We start from the raw sequence: 17,587 nt of genomic DNA on the forward strand, positions 1-17,587 counted from the left end.
AGACGCACATGGCGGCGATCTTCGCGGACACCCGACCGCGAAGATCACAGCCACTGGATCACGCCACGCAGTTGATCAATTACCCCACACTTTCTCAGGCGGCGAGCGGACGGGCGTGCGAGTGCTCGTGCGGACGGGCGTACGGGTACCCGTGCGGGTAGGCGTGCGAGTGGTCGGCGCCGCCGTGCAGGGCGTGCAGGCCGGCGGCCAGGCGGGCCGGGTCCTGCCGCAGCCACAGCCGCAGGGCGGTGCCCAGCGCGGCGCAGGGCGTGGGCGGCCGGTCCGGGTACTGGGGCGGCGCCAGGCGGACGGCCAGCGCGGGGAGCAGCTCGGCGAGCTCCGGCGGCAGCCAGACCGTCACCGCGCACGGGGCGAACCGGCCCGGCTGCTCGGCGCCCCGGGGCGGGTCCTGGGCGAGCAGGGCGGGCAGCACGTCCAGCAGCGCGTCCGCGACCACCTCGGACACGTCGCCGCGGTGGCCGCGCGCCAGTCGGCGCAGCAGCGTCCGCTCCGCGGTGGTGAGCCGGACAGCCAGCATGACCTCGTCGGATTCCATCGCACGGCCTTCCTGGGCGCCCGCGCCCACCCGATCGGCCCGCCGCGCGGGCCGGACACATCGCTGACCTGGGGTCACTGTCCACACCCGCCCCGGACGCGGGGAAGGGCCGAACGGTCCCGGCCGCAGGGCCCGAACGGCAGCCCGAACGGCGGGCGGGTCGGCGGGCCGGTCGGCGGGCGGGGCGGCGGGCCGGGCGGCGCGGGGTGGAGGTGGGGTCAGCGCCCCGGTCACCGGGCCGCGGACTTCGCTCGGTGCGCCGCTATCAGGTCCCGGTACCAGGCGAACGAGGTCTTCGGGGTGCGCTGCTGCGTCGCGAAGTCGACGTGGACGAGGCCGAAGCGCTCGCCGAACCCCTCCGCCCACTCGAAGTTGTCCAGCAGGGACCAGGTGTAGTAGCCGCGGACGTCGATGCCGTCGGCGGTGGCGCGGGCGAGGGCGTCGAGGTGGCCGGCGAGGTAGTCGGTGCGGAAGGCGTCGTCGAGGGAGTCGTCGGTGGAGCAGCCGTTCTCGGTGACGGTGACCGGGGGGAGGGCGTCGCCGTAGCGCTCGCGGAGGGTCAGCAGCAGTTCGCGCAGCCCCTCCGGGACGACGGGCCAGCCGAAGTGGGTGCGGGGGACGCCCTCGACGGGGGCCTCGGCGAAGGGGAGGCCGGGCCCGGTGGGGGCGGCGATCCGGGTGGGGTTGTAGTAGTTGACGCCCAGTCCGCTCAGGCCGGGGCCGGCGACCAGGTCGAGGTCGCCGTCCCGGACCGCGCCGCACAGGTCCGGCCCGACCCCGTACGCGGACAGGTCGGGGTAGCGGCCCAGCAGCAGGGGGTCGGTGAACAGCCGGTTGTGCAGCGCGTCGTACGCCTCGGCCGCGGCCCGGTCCTCGGGGGCGTCGCTCGCCGGCCGCACCGGGGTCAGGTTGTTGGCGATCAGGACGTCGAGGCCGCGGCCGCGCAGGTCGGCGGCGGCCAGGCCGTGGGCGAGGAGCTGGTGGTGGGCGGCGGGCAGGGCGTCCAGCATCAGCGCGCGGCCGGGGGCGTGGATGCCGAGCGCGTAGCCGTACACCATGTGGACGAACGGCTCGTTCAGGGTGATCCAGGCCGGCACCCGGTCGCCCAGCCGGTCGGCGACGGTGCTCGCGTACTCGGCGAACCGGAAGGCGGTCTCCCGGCGGAGCCAGCCGCCGGTGTCTTCGAGGGCCTGCGGCAGGTCCCAGTGGAAGAGGGTGGGCAGCGGGGTGATGCCCGCGTCCAGCAGGCCGTCGACGAGCCGGTCGTAGAAGTCCAGTCCGGCGGCGTTCACGGGTCCGCGGCCGGTCGGGCGGACGCGGGGCCAGGCGATCGAGAACCGGTACCCGTCCACGCCCAGTTCCCGCATCAGCTCCACGTCCTGCGGCCACCGGCGGTAGTGGTCGCAGGCGACCCGCCCGCTCTCCCCGTTCCGCACCGCCCCGGGCCGCTCGCAGAACGCGTCCCAGACCGAGCGCCCCCGGCCGTCCTCGTCCACCGCGCCCTCGATCTGGTAGGCGGCGGTGGACACCCCCCAGCGGAACCCGGCGGGCAGATCGTGGCGGTCCGTCATGGCGGCCCCCTTGCGCTCGGCAATATGAGGACTGCTCACATTAGGGAGTCCGGCCGCCCGGCGCCAGGCCCCGGCACGGTGCCGGGGTGCGGTCCCAGGGTGCGGCGTCAGCCGGCGGTGGCCGGGCGGGACCGGCCGGGGACCCGTCCGGTGTCCGGAGCGGTATCCGGGGCGGCGTCCGGGGCGGTGTCGTACTGCCGGGCCTGGACCCGGTACATCCGGCCGTAGCGGGTGTCGCCGGCCATCAGCTCGGCGTGGGTGCCCTGTTCGACCAGGCGGCCGTGGTCGAGGACGGCGATGTGGTCGGCCTTGGCGGTGGCGGCGAGGCGGTGGGTGATCAGGATGACGGTGGCGCCGAGGTCGCGCAGGCGGCGGATCTGTTCGAACGCGGCGACCTCGGCGGCCGGGTCGAGGGCGGAGGTCGGTTCGTCGACGACGACCAGGGCCGGGCGGCGGCCGTCGGCGTCGGGGGTGGCCAGCCGCAGGTGGGTGCGGGCGAGCGCGATGGTCTGCCACTGGCCGCCGGAGAGGTTCACCCCGCCCTCGAAGCCCCGGGCCAGCAGGGTGTGCCAGCCCCGGGGGAGGCCGTCCAGGACGCGCTGCAGGTCCGCGTAGCCGGCGGAGGCGTCCAACTGCTGCTGTTCGACCGGGACTTCGGGGCGGCCGAGGAGCAGGTTGGCCTCCAGGGTGAAGGGCCAGCGCTGGTAGGTCTGGTCGAGCAGCACGGTGGAGCGGAACTGCTGGTGCCGGTCGGCACCGGCGGTGTCGACGGCGTCCCAGCGGATCCGGCCGGTCTGCGGCCGGTAGACCCCGCACAGCAGGTGGGCCAGCGTCGACTTGCCGGAGCCGTTGGCGCCGACCAGGGCGGTGACCTGCCCGCAGGGGATGGTGAGGCTGACCCGCTCCAGGGCGGGGGTCGGTTTGCCGGGGTAGGTGAAGGTGACGTCCTCGACGGTGATGGTCTTCGGGCGTTCGGGCAGCGGGGTGCCGCCGGTGGGGACGGCGCGGCGGTGGCCCTCGGTGCGCAGCCGGTCGAGGTCGCGGACGAACAGCGACTCCTCGTACAGCGAGTTGACCCGTTCGACCAGGCCCGCGATGCCGGCGGCGCCGGTGCGGATCGCCAGGACGGCGGTGAACGCGGCGGCGAGCGGGACGGCGTGGTCCAGGACGAGCCAGCCGAGCAGGGCGAAGGCGCCCGCGGTGGCGAGGCCGGCCAGGGTGGCGGTGAGCGTGTCGGTGACGGCCCGGGCGCGGGCGAGGCGGTTCTGTTCGCGTTCGGCGGCCTGGGACATCAGGGCGTAGTGGTGCAGCAGGAACGGGCCGGCGGCGTGGACGCGCTGCTCGGCCGCGGAGTAGGGGTGGATCAGCAGGTCGGCGATGGCGGTGCTGGCCCGGTTGTGCTGGAGCATCGCCCGGGTGGAGGTGTACTGGCGGCGGGCGGTGACCACCGCGCCCCAGCCGCGCGGCGCGGTGATCAGCACCAGCATGGCCAGCAGCAGCGGGTTCAGCACGGACAGCACCCCGGCGACCGAGAGCAGGGAGAGCGCGCCGGTCAGCACGGCGGTGGCCTGCCCGATGATGTTCTGCAGCGACCTCGCGCCCCAGCGGGCGCTGTCGACCACCTCCAGGAACTCCGGGTCCTCGATCGCCGCCAGCTCGGAGCGGCTGACCACCTCCAGGAACTCCAGCGTGGCCAGCCGGAACACGGCGGGCTCCAGCCGCCCGGCCGCCCAGGTCGACAGCGCCTGCAGCAGCGCCGAGGCGGCGGCCAGCGCCCCGGCCACCACCACCGCGGGCGCCGCCGCCCGCATCACCCGTTCGACGTCGCCCGGCGCCAGCAGCGCGGCCAGCACCCGGTTCACCGCGACCAGCGAGGCCGCCGCCGCGACTCCGCGCAGCACCTCGGAGACGACCAGTACGAGCAGCGCCCGCGGACCGGCCGTCCAGGCCATCCGCCCGGCCAGCAGCAGGAACCGCGGGATCTGCCGGGCCACCGCGAGGAACGAGAGCTTCCCGGCGGCGAGTTCGTGCCGGGCCCAGCCGTAGCTGTACCGCATCGGCCCGCCGAACAGCAGCCGCTCGCTGTCGGAGACCGGCGGGTCCGGATCCGCGGGCTTGGTCCTTCGCGTCATGGACACCCTTTCGCGTCGGAGGATCGGGGCGGAGCCGGGGCGCACGGGGGAGCGGCGAGCCGGGACGCACGGGGGAGCGGCGAGCCGGGACGGGCGACTGCGGGACGTCAGGGCGGTGTCAGCGGGTGGCGCCGAGGCGGTGGACGGGCCGGGGCCGGCCGACCCCCGCCGGGCCGGCCGACCCCCGCCGGGTTCGCCGGGTTCGCCCACCGCTTCCGGGTCAGGCGAGCAGGGCCTCCGCGATGGTGAGCAGGTGATCGTCCGGGAGGCCGACGGCGGCCAGCCGCCGCAGGACGGTGACGGCCTCGCGGGCGGCCGCCTGTGCCCGGCTCTCCTCCTCCGCTTCGCTCAGGTGGAGGGAGAGGAGCACCAGGTGCGTGGACAGGTGGTGCGCGTACTCGGTGAACCGCATCGCGCTCAGGTCGCGGAGGATCCTGACCGCGGCTCCGTTCAGTTCCAGTTCCAGTTCCTCGGCTCCTTCCACCGGTCGCAACTCGTTGATCCAGTCGACCAGTCGGGCTGCCAGGCGGTGGAGGATGGGGCGGGGAAGGCCCGCTCCGGCCAGCTCGCAGTGGATGTCGACGGCTTCGAGGGCCGACCGGACGGCCTGTTCCGGTTGTCCGTTCCTGGCAGAGAGCTCGGAGAGGTTGTCGAGGCTCAGGGCGAGATTGGCCAGGTTCTCCGCGGACGGGTCCGCGGCGACCAACCGGCGCCACAGTTCGAGGGCTTCCCGGGCGGCGGCCAGCCCGTCCGCGGCCCGTCCGGAATCGCTGGACCACTCGGCGAGGACGTCCAGGCTCTTCGCCAGCAGGGGGAGGTTCTCGTCGGGGTCGGTCGCGGCCAGCGTCCGGCGGATGTCCACCGACTCCTGGAAGGCGCGCGCGGCCTCGTCCCGGTGCCCCGCCTCCTGCAGAACGGTCGTGAGCTGGTACAGGCTCGGCGCGAGGCGCTTGAGGTAGGACTCCGGATCCGCGGCGGCCAGGACCCTGAAGAGCCCCACCGCTTCCCGGAGTTCGGGCAGCACCCGGACGGCCTCCCCCAGCATCTGGGAACAGGTGCAGAAGTCGATGAGGCTCAGCGCCAGGTCGTGCTGGAAGAGGTACGGGCGGGCGGCGGCGAGTTCGCGGTAGATGGCGACCTTCTCCCGGCCGGGCGCCAGCGCCTCGTCGATCCGGCCGGCCCCCTGCAGCGCGCGGAACAGGCGGTCCAGGCTCATGGCCAGGTCCGGGAGGCACTCCTCGGGGCGGGTGGCGGCCAACTGCCGCCAGAGCCGCACGGCTTCGGCGGCGGCCGCGAGTTCCTCGTCCGGCCGTCCCGCCAGGTGGATCGAGAGGTTGATCAGGCTGCCGGCGAGGAGCCGGGTGTGGACGGCCGGCTGGACGTCGGCCAGCCGCCGGCTGATGTCGACGGCCTCCCGGGCGGTGGCCAGGGCCTCGGCCGGCTCTCCCGCCTCGGCCAGTTCGAGGCTCAGGGTGTTCAGGCTGCCCGCCAGATCGGGGAGGTGCGCGTCGGGACGCGCCGCGGCGACCTGGCGCCACAGCGCGACGGATTCCGTGACGGCGGCGAGCGTCTCCCGGTGCTCTCCGACCGCCCGCAGCTGGATGGCGAGGTTGGCCAGGACCCCGGCCAGGTGGGGGAGGTGGGCGTCGGGCCGGTCGGCCGCGAGCGCGCGGGTGAGGTCCACGACCTCACGAGCCGCGGCCAACGCCTCCCCGGACCGTCCGACCGCTGCCAGCGCCGAGGCGTGACGGCTCAGACTGGTGGCGAGGTCGGAGCCCTGGGAGCCCGGGGAGTCCTGGGCGTTCGGGGAGTCCTGGGCGTCCGGGGAGCTCTGGGTGCCCCGGGCGAGGAGATCGCGCTCGATCTCCACGGCCTCGGCGGTCGCGGCCAGTGCCTCCTGGTGCCGGCCCACCCCCGCGAGGCAGTCGCCCAGGGTGGTTAGGGCCCCGGCCAGGGCGGAGCGGAAGTGCGCGGGGAGCCGGGCGGCCAGCAGGCGGCGCATCCACAGGGCCTCTTCGATCGCCGACAGCGCCTCCTCGGCCTGCCCCAGGGCGCTCAGGCGCGACGAGAGGGTGCCGAGGGTCATGGCCAGCGCGGGGAGGTGCCGCACCAGCCGCTGCGCGTCCAGGCCGCGCAGAAGTGCGGCGGCCTCGTTGGCGGCGGCCAGGGCCTGTTCCTCCTGCCCCGACTCGGCCAGCCGGAGGGCGAGGTTGTTCAGGTTCCCGGCGAGCCCGACGGTGGCGTCGGGATCGTCCGGGGCGGCCCCGCGGTATTCGTCCACGAGGCGCCGGCAGAGGAGCAGGGGCCAGTCGGCCAGGTTCTCGCTGGTCTCCGGGAGGCACGCGGAGAGCCGCTCCAGTTCGGCGAGCGGGACCGAGGGGTCGTCGCTGATCCGGCGGAGGGCGGCGAGCAGGGGGAGCGGGGACTCGACCCGGGTGACGGTGTCGACGGCCGTCCGGGCGAGGACCGTGCGGTGCCGGACGCACAGCTCGGTCAGCGACTCCCCGAGCCGGTGGTCGAAGACCCGGTGGGCGGCGGCCCGGGAGTAGACGGTCAGGAGTTGGGCGGCCTGCGCCTCGGTGGCGCCCTCGACCAGTGCGTGGGCCAGCTCGGGGTCGTCCGCGAGGCGTCGACCGATGAACCGCTCCGCGAGCCGGTCCGGCTGGAGGCTGTCCCAGGGGCGACCACCGGCCGAGGGGTAGAGGCTCCCGATCCAGCTGCGCACGGCGAGGAGCTCGTCGGCGGGCTGGCCGGCCAGCGCCGGAACCCGTTTCAGCAGGGAGTCCGCCTGCCGGTCGTCCTCGGCGCCGCAGAGGAAGGCGGCGACCATGACGTCGTCCCGGGTCCGCGCCTTCGACGACAGCTCCTGCACCTCGGCGGCCCGCTGCCAGTAGCGCTCCTCGTGGCCGAGGAGCCGGTCCTCCACGGGCCGGTCGTCCACGGGCCGGTCCTCCACGGGCCGGTCGGGCTGCGGCGAGCCGGTGGAGGCGCGCTCGGCGGCGTCGAGGAGGTCGACCAGGGCCGTCATGTGGAGGGTCAGCGCGTTCTCCAGGCCCGTCCGTCCCGCGGCAGGACGGGTGAGCTCCTTCGCCAACTCGCCCCAGGGAAGCCCCTGTTGCCCGTGCAGCCGGGGCAGGGCGGCGGCGAAGGCGTTGACGGCCAGCCCGTACGCCCGCGCCTGTCCGGCGGGATCCGGCTCCAACTGCGGGAGTTCGGTGACACCGGCGCCGTCCAGCAGCTCCTCGGTCGCCGGGGTGGACCTCCTCGCCTTCCGCCACCAGTCCCCGGCCGTGCGCGCGAGCATCAGCACCTTGAAGCGGCTCTCCCCCGAGTGCCGGGCGGCCGCGTCCAGCAGCGCGGTCAGCTGGGGTTCGCGCGTCTCGGCGTAGTCGACGATCACCAGCAGGTCGCCCGCCGAGTCCTTCAGCGCGCTCAGCGGCTCGGCCCCGGTGTCGGTCCGCAGCCAGAGGGCCGACCACCGACGGGAGTCCAGGCCGACCGCCAACTGCTGGGCCAGGCGGGTCTTGCCCTGGCCGCCGGACCCGTGGACGAGCCAGGCCCCGAACCCGGGCCGTTCGCACCAGGCGGTGAGCCGGTCCAGCAGCTCGCCGCGCCCGCGGAAGGGAACCACCTGGCGGCGGGCCCGCAGGAGGGCAGCCGGTGAGGTGAGCGGACCGCCGGGCCGGGTGACTTCGCCGGGGTCGGCGAGGTGCTGCCACTCGACCGGTTCCAGGACGTCCGCACCGGGTCCGCAGTGCTCCGCCAGGACGGCCCGGAACTCCGGATCGCGGTGGAGGACGTACGCCGGGACGGCCTCCAGCCGGGAGTGCGAGAAGCCGGCCGGGTCGGAGGCCACGACGCCGGCCAGCAGGCCGTCGCAGAACAGCGCCGCGCCCGACATGCCGCCCAGCGGCGAGGCGGAGGCACCGATCGGGACCGGCGCGGGCTCCTGGAAGATCATCACGTAGCGGTTCCCGACGAACCGGTCCCCGGGGTTGAGCGTGCCGGACGGGTGGAACGCGTCCACGGCCCGGTCGGGCCGCTGCACCACGTTGGGCACGCCCCAGCTCTCGCACTTCACGCCGGTCGTGTAGGTCACCGTGCGGCCCCAGCGCACCGGCGGTCCGGCGACCGGCTCCCAGGTCGGGTCGTCGACGCGCAGCAGGGCCGCGTCGTTCCGCCCGCCGGGTTTCCCCCGCCAGACCACCACCGCGTCGAAGACCGGCGCCCGGCCGGGCCTGAACAGCCGTACGGGCGCCCCGAGCGCCGGGACGACGTGCGCCGACGTCAGTACCAGCCGTGGCGCGACCACGTACCCCGACCCCAGTCCGTGCGGGCCCCGCACCGCCACGACACGCGTACGTTCCACCAGATGCCCCCCTTGCGAAACGTGACCGGTCCGGGCGCCGCCTCCCCGGGCGGCCACCCGGGTGGCGCCGCGTCACGATGCCCGCCGGTCATGGAAGTTGTACTGCACCGGGCCGGCGGAGGCGGGATCCGATGCCGTACCGGGACCGTCACGCGACCGGGGAGTTACCGGGCGGGTCGACGGGATTGTGCGGCAAGGAAATTGACGGTCCGTCAGCGTGTCGAGGGCCCGGCGGCCGCCGGCGTCCTGCCGTCCGCGGCCCCGCAGATTCCCGGTGCAGGGGGGTTGACCCGGGCCGGGAAGTGCCCAAAGGTGGCTCCGAAACATAAAGAACCGGTTTCGAAATTTTCGTAACCCCTGCCGTCGGGAGAGCCGCCATGCACCGACCAGCACCGCAGTTCACCACCGGACGCCGGGCCGCCCTCGGGCTGGGCCTGGGCCTGGGCCTCGCCGCCACCCCGCTGGGCGGGGCCCTCGGCCTGAGCGCCGAAGCCTGGGCCGCCGCGGGCGGCGAGGACGCCAACGGCAACGGCAACGGCAATGGCAACGGCAACGGCGGTGCCCGGCCGACCGATCCGGGCAGCTGGATCTCCTTCACCCCGAGCGCCGGCTGCCTCCCGCTGGTCGAGGACGGCCGCGCCGCCCCGCTGGTGGTCAGCGGCGCGGACCACCCCGGCGTGCTGCGCGTGGTCGGCGACCTCGCGGCCGACCTGGAGCGCGTCACCGGCGTCCGCCCCGCCGTCGTCCGCGACAGCGTCCCGCGCGGCCGCACCGCGGTGATCGTCGGCACCATCGGCCGCAGCCCGCTGATCGACGGCCTGGTCGCCGCCGGACGGCTCGACACCAGCGGCATCGCCGGCCGCTGGGAGACCTCGCTGCAGGCCGTCGTCGAGCACCCGCTGCCCGGCGTCGACCGCGCCCTGGTGATCGCCGGCAGCGACCAGCGCGGCACGATCTACGGCGCCTACGACGCCTCCCGCGGCATGGGCGTCTCGCCCTGGTACTGGTGGGACGACGTCGTCCCGCAGCACCGCGACGCGGTGTACGCGCTGCCCGGGCGGCACACCCAGGGCACCCCGGCGGTGAAGTACCGGGGCGTGTTCGTCAACGACGAGAACCCGGCGCTCGGCACCTGGGCGCCCGCCTTCTTCGGCCCCGGCAAGGCGCCCGGCTTCCCCGGCGGCTTCAACGCCGACTTCTACGCCAAGGTCTTCGAACTGCTGCTGCGGCTGCGCGCCAACTACCTGTGGCCCGCCGTCTGGGGCCGCGCCTTCGCCGAGGACGACCCGCTCAACCACGCCACCGCGACCGCCTACGGCATCGTGATGGGCACCTCGCACGAGGCCCCGATGATGCGCGGCATCGAGGAGTGGAACCGGCACGCCACCCCCGCCGTCCGCGACGCCGCGGGCAACGTCACCACCCCCGGCCACGACCCGTACGGCGGCACCGGCGAGTGGTCGTTCCGCCGAAACGCCGAAGCGGTGAAGGCGTACTGGGCGGACGGCGTGCGGCGGATGACCGAGCAGGGCTTCGAGGGCGTGGTCACCCTGGGCATGCGCGGCAACGGCGACGTCGGGCTGCCCGACGGCGACGGCATCGAGCTGATGACGGAGATCATCGCCGCCCAGCGGAAGATCCTCGCCGAGGTCACCGGCCGCGACCCGGCCGCCGTCCCGCAGGTCTGGACGCTCTACAAGGAGGTCCAGCGCTACTGGGACCGCGGGCTGCGGGTGCCCGAGGACGTCACCGTGGTGCTCACCGACGACAACTGGGGCAACGTCCGCAAGCTCCCCGACCCCGCCGAGGGGGCCCGCAGCGGCGGCTACGGCCTCTACTACCACTTCGACTACGTCGGCGTCGGCCGCAACTACAAGTGGGTGGACACCACCTGCCTGCCCAACATGTGGGAGCAGCTCGACCAGTGCCACGCGCACGGCAACCGCACGCTCTGGGTGACCAACGTCGGCGACCTCAAGGGCAACGAACTGCCAACCCAGTTCTTCCTCGACTACGCCTGGCAGCCCGAGCGCTGGCCGCTGGAGCGGCTGACCGAGTGGGAGACCGGCTACGCCCGGCTGCACTTCGGCGAGGCCCAGGCCCGGCAGATCGCCGAAGTGCTGTCCACCTACGGCCAGTTGCAGTCGGTCCGCAAGCCCGAGCTGCTCAACCGCAAGATCACCGTCGACCCGGCCAAGAACCCGGCCACCGACCCGTCCGCGATCGGCTACGACGACCGGGCCACGCCCTTCTCGCTCACCGACTACCGCGAACTGGAGACCGTCACCGCCCGCTGGCAGGACCTCGCCGCCACCGCCGAACGGATCGGGCGCCGGCTGCCCGCCTCCGCCCAGGACGCCTGGTACGAACTCGTCGGCTACGAGGTCGCCGCCACCGCCAACCTGTACGCGCTGCGCGCCGCCCAGTTCACCAACCTGCACTACGCGCCGCAGGGCCGGGCGCTGACCAACGAGCTGGCCACCACCGCCGAGGCCCGGCTCGCCGACGACTTCGCGCTCGCCGAACGCTTCAACACCCGGGTCGCGGGCGGCAAGTGGAACGGCTTCCAGACCCAGCCGCACATCGACTACGGCGACGTCGACCGGTACGGCCCCAACGCGCCCTGGCAGCAGCCCGAACGGGACAACGTCGCCCTGCCCGACGTGCTGTTCCCGGCCGTCGCCCGGATCGAACTGCCCGACACCGCCGAACTGGGCGTCGCGATCGACGGCTCCGCCGCCTGGTGGCCGCACGAGCAAGCCCCGGCCGTGCTGCCCGAGTTCAGCCCCTACCAGAGCCAACCCGCGCAGTACGTCGAGGTGTTCAACCGCGGCAGCCGGCCCTTCGACTACCGGATCACCACCGGCGCGCCCTGGCTCACCGCGGACCGCCCCGCCGGCCGGATCGACAAGCAGCAGCGGGTCGTCCTCACCGTCGACTGGAACCGGGCCCCGTACGGCAGGACCGAGCTGCCCGTCACCGTCAGCGGGCCGGACGGCGCCCGGGTCGTCGTCAAGGCCGTGGTCAACCGTCCGAAAGTTTCGAAGAACCTCCTGGTGGGCCACGTCGAGGCCAACGGCTACGTCGCCATCGACGCCGAGCACCACACCCGGGCCGTCGCGGCGGACGGCGTCTCCTGGCGGCTGATCCCCGGCATCGGCCGCACCACCGGCGGCATGACCCCCGTCCCCGTCACCGCGCCCCGGCGGACCCCCGGCGGCACCGGCCCGCGCCTGGAGTACCGGGTGACCCTGTTCACCACCGGACCGGTCACCGTCTGGGCCCACCTCTCCCCGCGCAACGACGCCCTCGCCACCGGCGGCCCGGCCTACGCCGTCTCCTTCGACGACCAGCCCCCGCAGACCGTCGAGACCGTGGCCCAGAGCGGCGCCGACTCCGGCACCATGAACGTCCAGTGGGCCCTGGGCACCTCCGACAACGTCCGCCGCAGCCCCACCGTCCACACCCTCACCACCCCCGGCCCGCACCGCCTCACCTTCTGGATGGTCGACCCCACCGTCGTCCTCCAGCGCCTGGTCATCGACACCGGCGGCCTGCGCCCCAGCCTGCTGGGCCCGCCGGAGAGCCACCGCGCCGACTGACGCCGCGCCGAGCGGGCCCGCGGCCCGCCGGACGCACGGAACGCCCGGCCGGAGGGATCCGGCCGGGCGTTCGCGGGTGGTCGGCGGTGTCGGGTCAGGCAGCGGCGGCGGGGACGTCGAGGCCGCGGGTGGTGACCAGGTGGGCGGTGCCGTCGACGAGGCGGTAGGAGAGGCCGACGACGGCGGTGGTGCCCGCGGCGACCGCGGCGGCGAGGGCCTGGGAGCGGTCGAGCAGCAGGGAGACGGTGTGCCGTATGTGCTCGTCGATGAAGTCGGAGTTGTCGGTGTAGCCGGCGGCGTTGGCGGCCAGCACGCTCGGGGTGACCCGCTCGATCACGTCGCGGACGAAGCCCTCGCCGCTGGCGCCGGCCGCGACGGCCTCCCGGGTGGCGCCGACGGCGCCGCAGGAGTCGTGGCCCAGGACGATCACCAGCGGGGTGCCCAGCACGCTCACGCCGTACTCGATGCTGCCGAGCACCTCGGGGCCGAGCACGTGGCCGGCGGTGCGGACCACGAACAGGTCGCCGAGGCCCTGATCGAAGATGATCTCGGCGGCGAGCCGGGAGTCGGAGCAGCCGAACAGCACCGCGAACGGGGCTTGGGAGGGGGCGGTCTGGGCGCGGCGGGCGGCGTCCTGGTTCGGGTGGCGCGGGGAACCGGCGACGAACCTGCCGTTGCCCGCCAACAGCATCTCGAAGGCGGCCTGGGGAGTGAGGTTCTCGGCGTCAGTCATGCCCGCAGACTACGTCCCCCGCCCGCCGCAGGTCGCGTCCGGGCCACCTCCTGGACGTTCCGACACCGGGAGCAAGCCATGATCAAACGGTGCATAGCGTTCGGAATCGTCCGGATATCGGGGTTGCGACGGCGATAATCGCATCCGCACCGGACGGCTGGTGCGAATACCATCGGTCCGGGGCCGGTCGCGGACCGGTGTTGACCGGCCCTGACCGACGGGTGCCGCCGGGGAGCGGCGGGCCGGAACGGGGGGCGCGGTGGGTGCGACGCACGACGGGCGGTCGGCGCCGTTCGACGCGGTGCTGTTCGACGTGGACGGGGTGCTGCTGGACTCGCTGCCCGCCTACCGCCGGATCTGGACGGCCTGGGCCGCACTGCGCGCCCTGGACGCCGAGCACGTCTGGCGGCACACCTTCGGCCGCCGCCCCGAGGACACCGTCCGCGAGGTCGCCCCCGCCCTCGACCCGGCCGCCGAGCGCCGCGTCCTGACCGGGCTGATGCACCGCGAGGGCGACGCCGCCTTCCCCGCGGCGGACGGCGCCGCCGAACTGCTGACGGCGCTGCGCCCGGGCGGCTGGGCCCTGGTCACCTCGGGCGTCCGCGACCCGGTGCGCCGCAGGTTCGCGCTGGCCGGGCTACCGCTGCCCGCCGTGCAGGTGTACGGGGACGACGTGCGGGAGGCCAAGCCGCACCCCGAGCCGTACCTGCTGGCCGCGCGCCGGCTGGGCGTCGACCCGCGGCGCTGCCTGGTGGTGGAGGACGCCCCGGCGGGCGTCGCGGCGGGGGCGGCGGCCGGGTGCACGGTGATCGGCCTGACCCTCTCCCACCCGCCCGCGGCCCTGCCCGGCGCGGCGCTGTGCGCGCCCTCGCTGCGGGCGGCCGGGGCGGAACTGGCGCGGCTGCTGGGGCCGGGCGGGGCGAGCGGGCCGGCGGGCGGCCGGGGTAGCGGGCGTCAGCCGAGGTCGGTGAGGTCGGTGTAGCGGTCGGGGGCGAAGGCGCGCAGGACGGCGGGCAGCTCGCGGCCCCGGTCGGGCAACCGGTCCAGGCGCAGCAGGACGTGGCCCAGGTGGCCGCGGTGGACGAAGCCGCGCGGGAAGGGCAGGACGCTGCCGGGCGCGGCGTACACCACCAGGTGCGGGTGCGCCTCGACGGTGTGCGGGAGGCGGCCGGTGGTGACGGCGCCGATCTCGGACCAGCGGGCGAACACCTCCGGGTCGGCGGGCTCGCGCAGGCCGATGCCGTCCGGGCCGATCCGCAGCCGCAGCGGGCGCAGGTGGCGGCGGACCATCCGCACGGACGCCCAGCACAGCGGGGCGGCGAACGGCACGCCCAGCACGGCCAGCGGTGCGGAGCCCAGCGCGCGGCCGAGGGCGACGGAACCGGCCAGCGGGACGGCGCAGATCGCGGCGGCGGTCGCGGTGACGGCCAGCCGGACGGCGGTGGGGTACCGGCGGCCGGTGAACTCCCGCTCCGTGCCGCCGAGTTCGGGGGAGCGCGCGTCCCGGGGGCCGGGCGGCAGCAGGTGCCGGGGCGCGGTCTCGAACCGGTGCCCGGCGAACTCCCGCAGTGCGCGGACGAGTTCGGACTGCGGCTGGTCGAGGTCGGTGCAGTCGAGCAGGGTGTGTTCGCGCGGGTCGGCGGCGCCGCGCTCGCGGCCCCGGGGCAGTTCCGCGCCCCGGGCGAGCCGCAGCACCAGTCGGGGCGGGGCGGGGCCGGAGTCGCCGTCCTCGGCGGACCGCGGCGGGTGCCGCAGCGCGATCGACTCGACCGCGTCCCAAGGCAGTCGGGCATCGTGCAGGGTGACGCCGGTGTCGTCCAGCACGAGCCGGAAGGGCTTGCGCAGGCGGCGCAGTTCGAGGACGCCGCGCAGCAGCAGGCCCGTGCACAGGACGAGCAGGGCCAGCGCGCCCCGGCGGGCTCCCCCGCCGTCGGTGGCGGCGGCCCAGAGCGCGCTGCCGAGCACGCCGGGCGCGGACCAGCCGATCAGCCGCAGCCCGCGCCGGCGGATCCGCCCGCTGATGGTGAACTCCATGCCCCCGCCCGTCCGTTCGGCTCCACCCGGTGGGGCAATCCTGCCCGCCCGCCCCCGGTTCGGACCGCACGCGGGGACGGGTATGGCGGGGCTGTGACCGACCGGGGCCGCCCGTTCACCCGGCGGCTGCCTGCCGGTGGCGAACGCCGGTGCCCGGCCGGCGCCTTGGAGCCGCCGGCCGGGCACCGTGCCGCTGTCACCCGAGGAGCGGTCAGTAGCAGCGGTACTCCCTGGTGCCCGCGCTCGACACGATGCCGGCCGAGTTGTGGAAGACCACCTTGTAGTCGCCGTAGGCGAGGCCGTTGGCGGCGACGAACCGCTTGGTGAGCGTCTGGGTGTAGGTGCCGCCGCTGGCGCTGTTGTTGTACACGGACGGGCAGCCCTTGCCGGTCAGGTCGGTCGGGCCGGTGGCCGCGAACGCGGCGCCGCCCAGGGTGAGGGCCAGTCCGCCGGCGAGGGCGAGGGTGGTGGCGGCCTTGGCCGCGGTGCGGATGCGCATGAGAACTCCCCGTGGTGGTGGTGTCGGGGCGGGGTCCGGTGCGGGCCGCCCCGTTTCGGTCCTGCTCTGTCGCCGTTCGGCGGGGAGTCGACCCCGCCGAACGGTCACCGTGCCGCTGTCACCCGAAGGGTGGTCAGTAGCAGCGGTACTCCTTGGTGCCCTCGTTCGAGAGGCCGCCGGCCGGGGTGCGGAAGACCACCTTGTAGGTGCCGTACTGGGAGCCGTTCCCGGCGATGAACTTCTTGGTCAGGGTCTGGGTCCACTGGCCGCCGCCGTCGCTGTTGCTGTAGACGGACGGGCAGCCCTTGCCGGTCAGGTTGGTCGGGCCGGTGAGTGCGAAGGCGGAGCCGCCCAGGGTGAGGGCCAGTCCGCCGGCGAGGGCGAGGGTGGTGGCGGCCTTGGCCGCGGTGCTGATGCGCATCGGGATTCCTCTGCTGGTGGGGGTCGGGAAGGAGGAACGGGGCCGGTGGGTGGTGCCCCGTCGCGGGCACGGCCCCCGTCCGCCGTCGGGGGCCGTGCCGCGGGCCGCCGCCCCGAAGGCGCGGCCGGTGCCGGTGGGTGCCGTCGGCCCGGTGGTGTCGGGCCGACGGCACCGCGTCGGATCGCCGCGCGGCCCGGGCGGCACGGGTCGGACGGGGCGGCAACGGCCCGGTCGGACGGGTGCGGGGGCGGGGCGGCGGGCCCGTCCGGGGTGGCCGGACGGGGAGAGCCTCGGGAGGGAGCCCGGGAGAGGGTCGGTGGGGGAGGGTCAGTGGGGGAGGCGCTCCTGCCGCGGGCGCCTCGAAGGGTCGGGCGCACCGGTGGCGGCGCGGGGGCTGACGTCGGGTCCGCCGTGCGGGGGGCCGTCGGCGGCGGTGCGGGTCTGCATGGGGTTCCTTGCTCTGGCCGGATCGTGGGGGACGCCGGAGGCGCAGGGGCCACCTGGTGCGGATGGGGTCCGTTCCGATGCCGACGATCCTCGGTCCGCCACCGGGAACCGTCAATGGTCTGGACCACGGGTCGGCAATCGTGGCCGGATCCACCCCCTCGGGCGGCCGCTCCAGCAGTGGCGATGTCTTCCCGTCATGGCTCGATGGCCGGATCCCGACGCCCCGTACACGAAACCGACCGATCGTCAGAAAGCATGATCAGTGCGGTGGTCGGGCGGATCACCGGGCGCACCGGGCTACCCGGCGGATCGGTGGGCGGACCGGGCGAACCGTGACAGGATCGGCCGGAACGGACCGGAGGGCGGAGGCGCGCATGGGCGAGGGCTGGCAGTGGGACGACACGCTGTTCGCGGGAGCGGCCCCGCACTACGCCCGCGGCCGCCTCCCGTACGCGCCGGGCCTGGCCGACGCGCTCGCCCGGGTGCTGCGGCCGGACGGCACCGGCCGCCTGCTGGACGTCGGCTGCGGGCCCGGCACCCTCGCGCTGGAGCTCGCCGACCGCTTCGCCGAGACGGTCGGCCTGGACGCGGACGCCGGCATGGTCGCCGAGGCCGCCCGGGCCGCCGACCGGGCCGGCCTGGCCGGGCGCACCCGCTGGGTGCACGCCCGCGCCGAGCAACTCCCGCTCGGGCTCGGCCGCTTCGACGTCGTCGCGTTCGCCCAGTCCTTCCACTGGATGGACCGGGACCGGGTCGCCGCGACCGTCCGCGGCATGCTGCGCCCCGGCGGCGTGCTGCTGCACCTGTCCGACTGGAAGGACGAGCCCCGCCCGGTCGGGCCGCTGCCGCACCCGCCGGTGCCGCGGGACGGGATCGACGCCCTGGTCCGCCGCCACCTCGGCCCGGTCCGCCGGGCCGGCCGGGGGCTGCTGCCGGACGGCACCCCCGGCGGTGAGTCGCTGGTCTACGCCCGGGCCGGACTGCTCGGCCCCGAGCGGCTGGTCGTCCCCGGCGGCCGCACGCTGGAGCGCGACGCGGACGAGGTGGTGTCCGGGGTGCTGTCGCTGTCCTCCTCCGCGCCGCACCTGTTCGGCGCCCGACTGCCGCTGTTCGAGGGCGAGTTGCGCACCCTGCTGCGCGAGACCTCGCCGTCCGGGCGGTTCTCGGTGCGGCAGCCCGGCAGCGAGGCCGCGCTGTGGCGCAGGCCGGAGGAGTGAGCCCGG

11 protein-coding genes are annotated in these 17,587 nt (G+C 75.4%); 3 read left to right on the top strand and 8 right to left on the bottom strand.

The genetic code is table 11. The features are described 5' to 3' along the window. Positions 1-94 precede the first annotated feature (94 nt). The 4 genes from ACWEO5_RS20550 to ACWEO5_RS20565 form a co-directional block, all read right to left on the bottom strand. On the bottom strand, positions 95-556 hold the full coding sequence (locus tag ACWEO5_RS20550) for a hypothetical protein (RefSeq protein WP_452163736.1): 462 nt from the start codon (positions 554-556) through the stop codon (positions 95-97). A 230-nt stretch (positions 557-786) separates the two neighbouring features. Next, positions 787-2,127: a GH1 family beta-glucosidase gene (locus ACWEO5_RS20555; protein WP_452163737.1), complete on the bottom strand. Its 1,341-nt coding sequence runs from the start codon at positions 2,125-2,127 to the stop codon at positions 787-789. Positions 2,128-2,234: 107 nt separating this feature from the next. Then, complete coding sequence (locus tag ACWEO5_RS20560; RefSeq protein WP_452163738.1) at positions 2,235-4,259, bottom strand: ABC transporter ATP-binding protein; 2,025 nt, start codon at positions 4,257-4,259, stop codon at positions 2,235-2,237. 220 nt (positions 4,260-4,479) lie between these two features. After that, positions 4,480-8,628, bottom strand: coding sequence for a tetratricopeptide repeat protein (locus ACWEO5_RS20565; RefSeq protein WP_452163739.1), 4,149 nt, complete (start codon positions 8,626-8,628; stop codon positions 4,480-4,482). A gap of 377 nt (positions 8,629-9,005) precedes the next feature. On the opposite strand from ACWEO5_RS20565, the gene ACWEO5_RS20570 reads away from it, so the two are divergent. After that, complete coding sequence (locus ACWEO5_RS20570; protein WP_452163741.1) at positions 9,006-12,230, top strand: glycosyl hydrolase 115 family protein; 3,225 nt, start codon at positions 9,006-9,008, stop codon at positions 12,228-12,230. A 94-nt stretch (positions 12,231-12,324) separates the two neighbouring features. On the opposite strand, the gene ACWEO5_RS20575 is transcribed toward ACWEO5_RS20570, so the two are convergent. Further along, positions 12,325-12,963: a carbonic anhydrase gene (locus ACWEO5_RS20575; protein ID WP_452163742.1), complete on the bottom strand. Its 639-nt coding sequence runs from the start codon at positions 12,961-12,963 to the stop codon at positions 12,325-12,327. Between the two features lie 259 nt (positions 12,964-13,222). On the opposite strand from ACWEO5_RS20575, the gene ACWEO5_RS20580 reads away from it, so the two are divergent. Next, entirely contained in the window at positions 13,223-13,945 is a 723-nt protein-coding gene (locus ACWEO5_RS20580; RefSeq protein WP_452163743.1) for an HAD-IA family hydrolase, read from the top strand. Here ACWEO5_RS20580 and ACWEO5_RS20585 read toward each other — a convergent pair. The 3 genes from ACWEO5_RS20585 to ACWEO5_RS20595 form a co-directional block, all read right to left on the bottom strand. After that, a complete protein-coding gene (locus ACWEO5_RS20585; RefSeq protein WP_452163744.1) occupies positions 13,918-14,997 on the bottom strand; it encodes a hypothetical protein in 1,080 nt (359 codons plus the stop codon). The two genes, ACWEO5_RS20580 and ACWEO5_RS20585, sit on opposite strands and share 28 nt — an antisense overlap. A 211-nt stretch (positions 14,998-15,208) precedes the next feature. Continuing rightward, the gene (locus tag ACWEO5_RS20590; protein WP_452163745.1) at positions 15,209-15,496 is read right to left on the bottom strand and encodes a hypothetical protein; all 288 of its coding nucleotides are present in this window, start codon (positions 15,494-15,496) and stop codon (positions 15,209-15,211) included. A gap of 133 nt (positions 15,497-15,629) precedes the next feature. Then, entirely contained in the window at positions 15,630-15,917 is a 288-nt protein-coding gene (locus ACWEO5_RS20595; protein WP_452163746.1) for a hypothetical protein, read from the bottom strand. Positions 15,918-16,738: 821 nt separating this feature from the next. Between ACWEO5_RS20595 and ACWEO5_RS20600 the strand changes: the two genes are divergently transcribed. Then, positions 16,739-17,581, top strand: coding sequence for a class I SAM-dependent methyltransferase (locus tag ACWEO5_RS20600; protein WP_452163747.1), 843 nt, complete (start codon positions 16,739-16,741; stop codon positions 17,579-17,581). Positions 17,582-17,587 lie beyond the last annotated feature (6 nt).

This window comes from Kitasatospora sp. NPDC004272 (genome assembly GCF_053603035.1).

Bases quoted from the DNA above. Each gene is read 5' to 3' on its own strand.
- ACWEO5_RS20550 (WP_452163736.1), bottom strand. From the start codon at position 556: ATGGAATCCGACGAGGTCATGCTGGCTGTCCGGCTCACCACCGCGGAG.
- ACWEO5_RS20555 (WP_452163737.1), bottom strand. From the start codon at position 2,127: ATGACGGACCGCCACGATCTGCCCGCCGGGTTCCGCTGGGGGGTGTCC.
- ACWEO5_RS20560 (WP_452163738.1), bottom strand. From the start codon at position 4,259: ATGACGCGAAGGACCAAGCCCGCGGATCCGGACCCGCCGGTCTCCGAC.
- ACWEO5_RS20570 (WP_452163741.1), top strand. From the start codon at position 9,006: ATGCACCGACCAGCACCGCAGTTCACCACCGGACGCCGGGCCGCCCTC.
- ACWEO5_RS20575 (WP_452163742.1), bottom strand. From the start codon at position 12,963: ATGACTGACGCCGAGAACCTCACTCCCCAGGCCGCCTTCGAGATGCTG.
- ACWEO5_RS20585 (WP_452163744.1), bottom strand. From the start codon at position 14,997: ATGGAGTTCACCATCAGCGGGCGGATCCGCCGGCGCGGGCTGCGGCTG.
- ACWEO5_RS20590 (WP_452163745.1), bottom strand. From the start codon at position 15,496: ATGCGCATCCGCACCGCGGCCAAGGCCGCCACCACCCTCGCCCTCGCC.
- ACWEO5_RS20595 (WP_452163746.1), bottom strand. From the start codon at position 15,917: ATGCGCATCAGCACCGCGGCCAAGGCCGCCACCACCCTCGCCCTCGCC.
- ACWEO5_RS20600 (WP_452163747.1), top strand. From the start codon at position 16,739: ATGGGCGAGGGCTGGCAGTGGGACGACACGCTGTTCGCGGGAGCGGCC.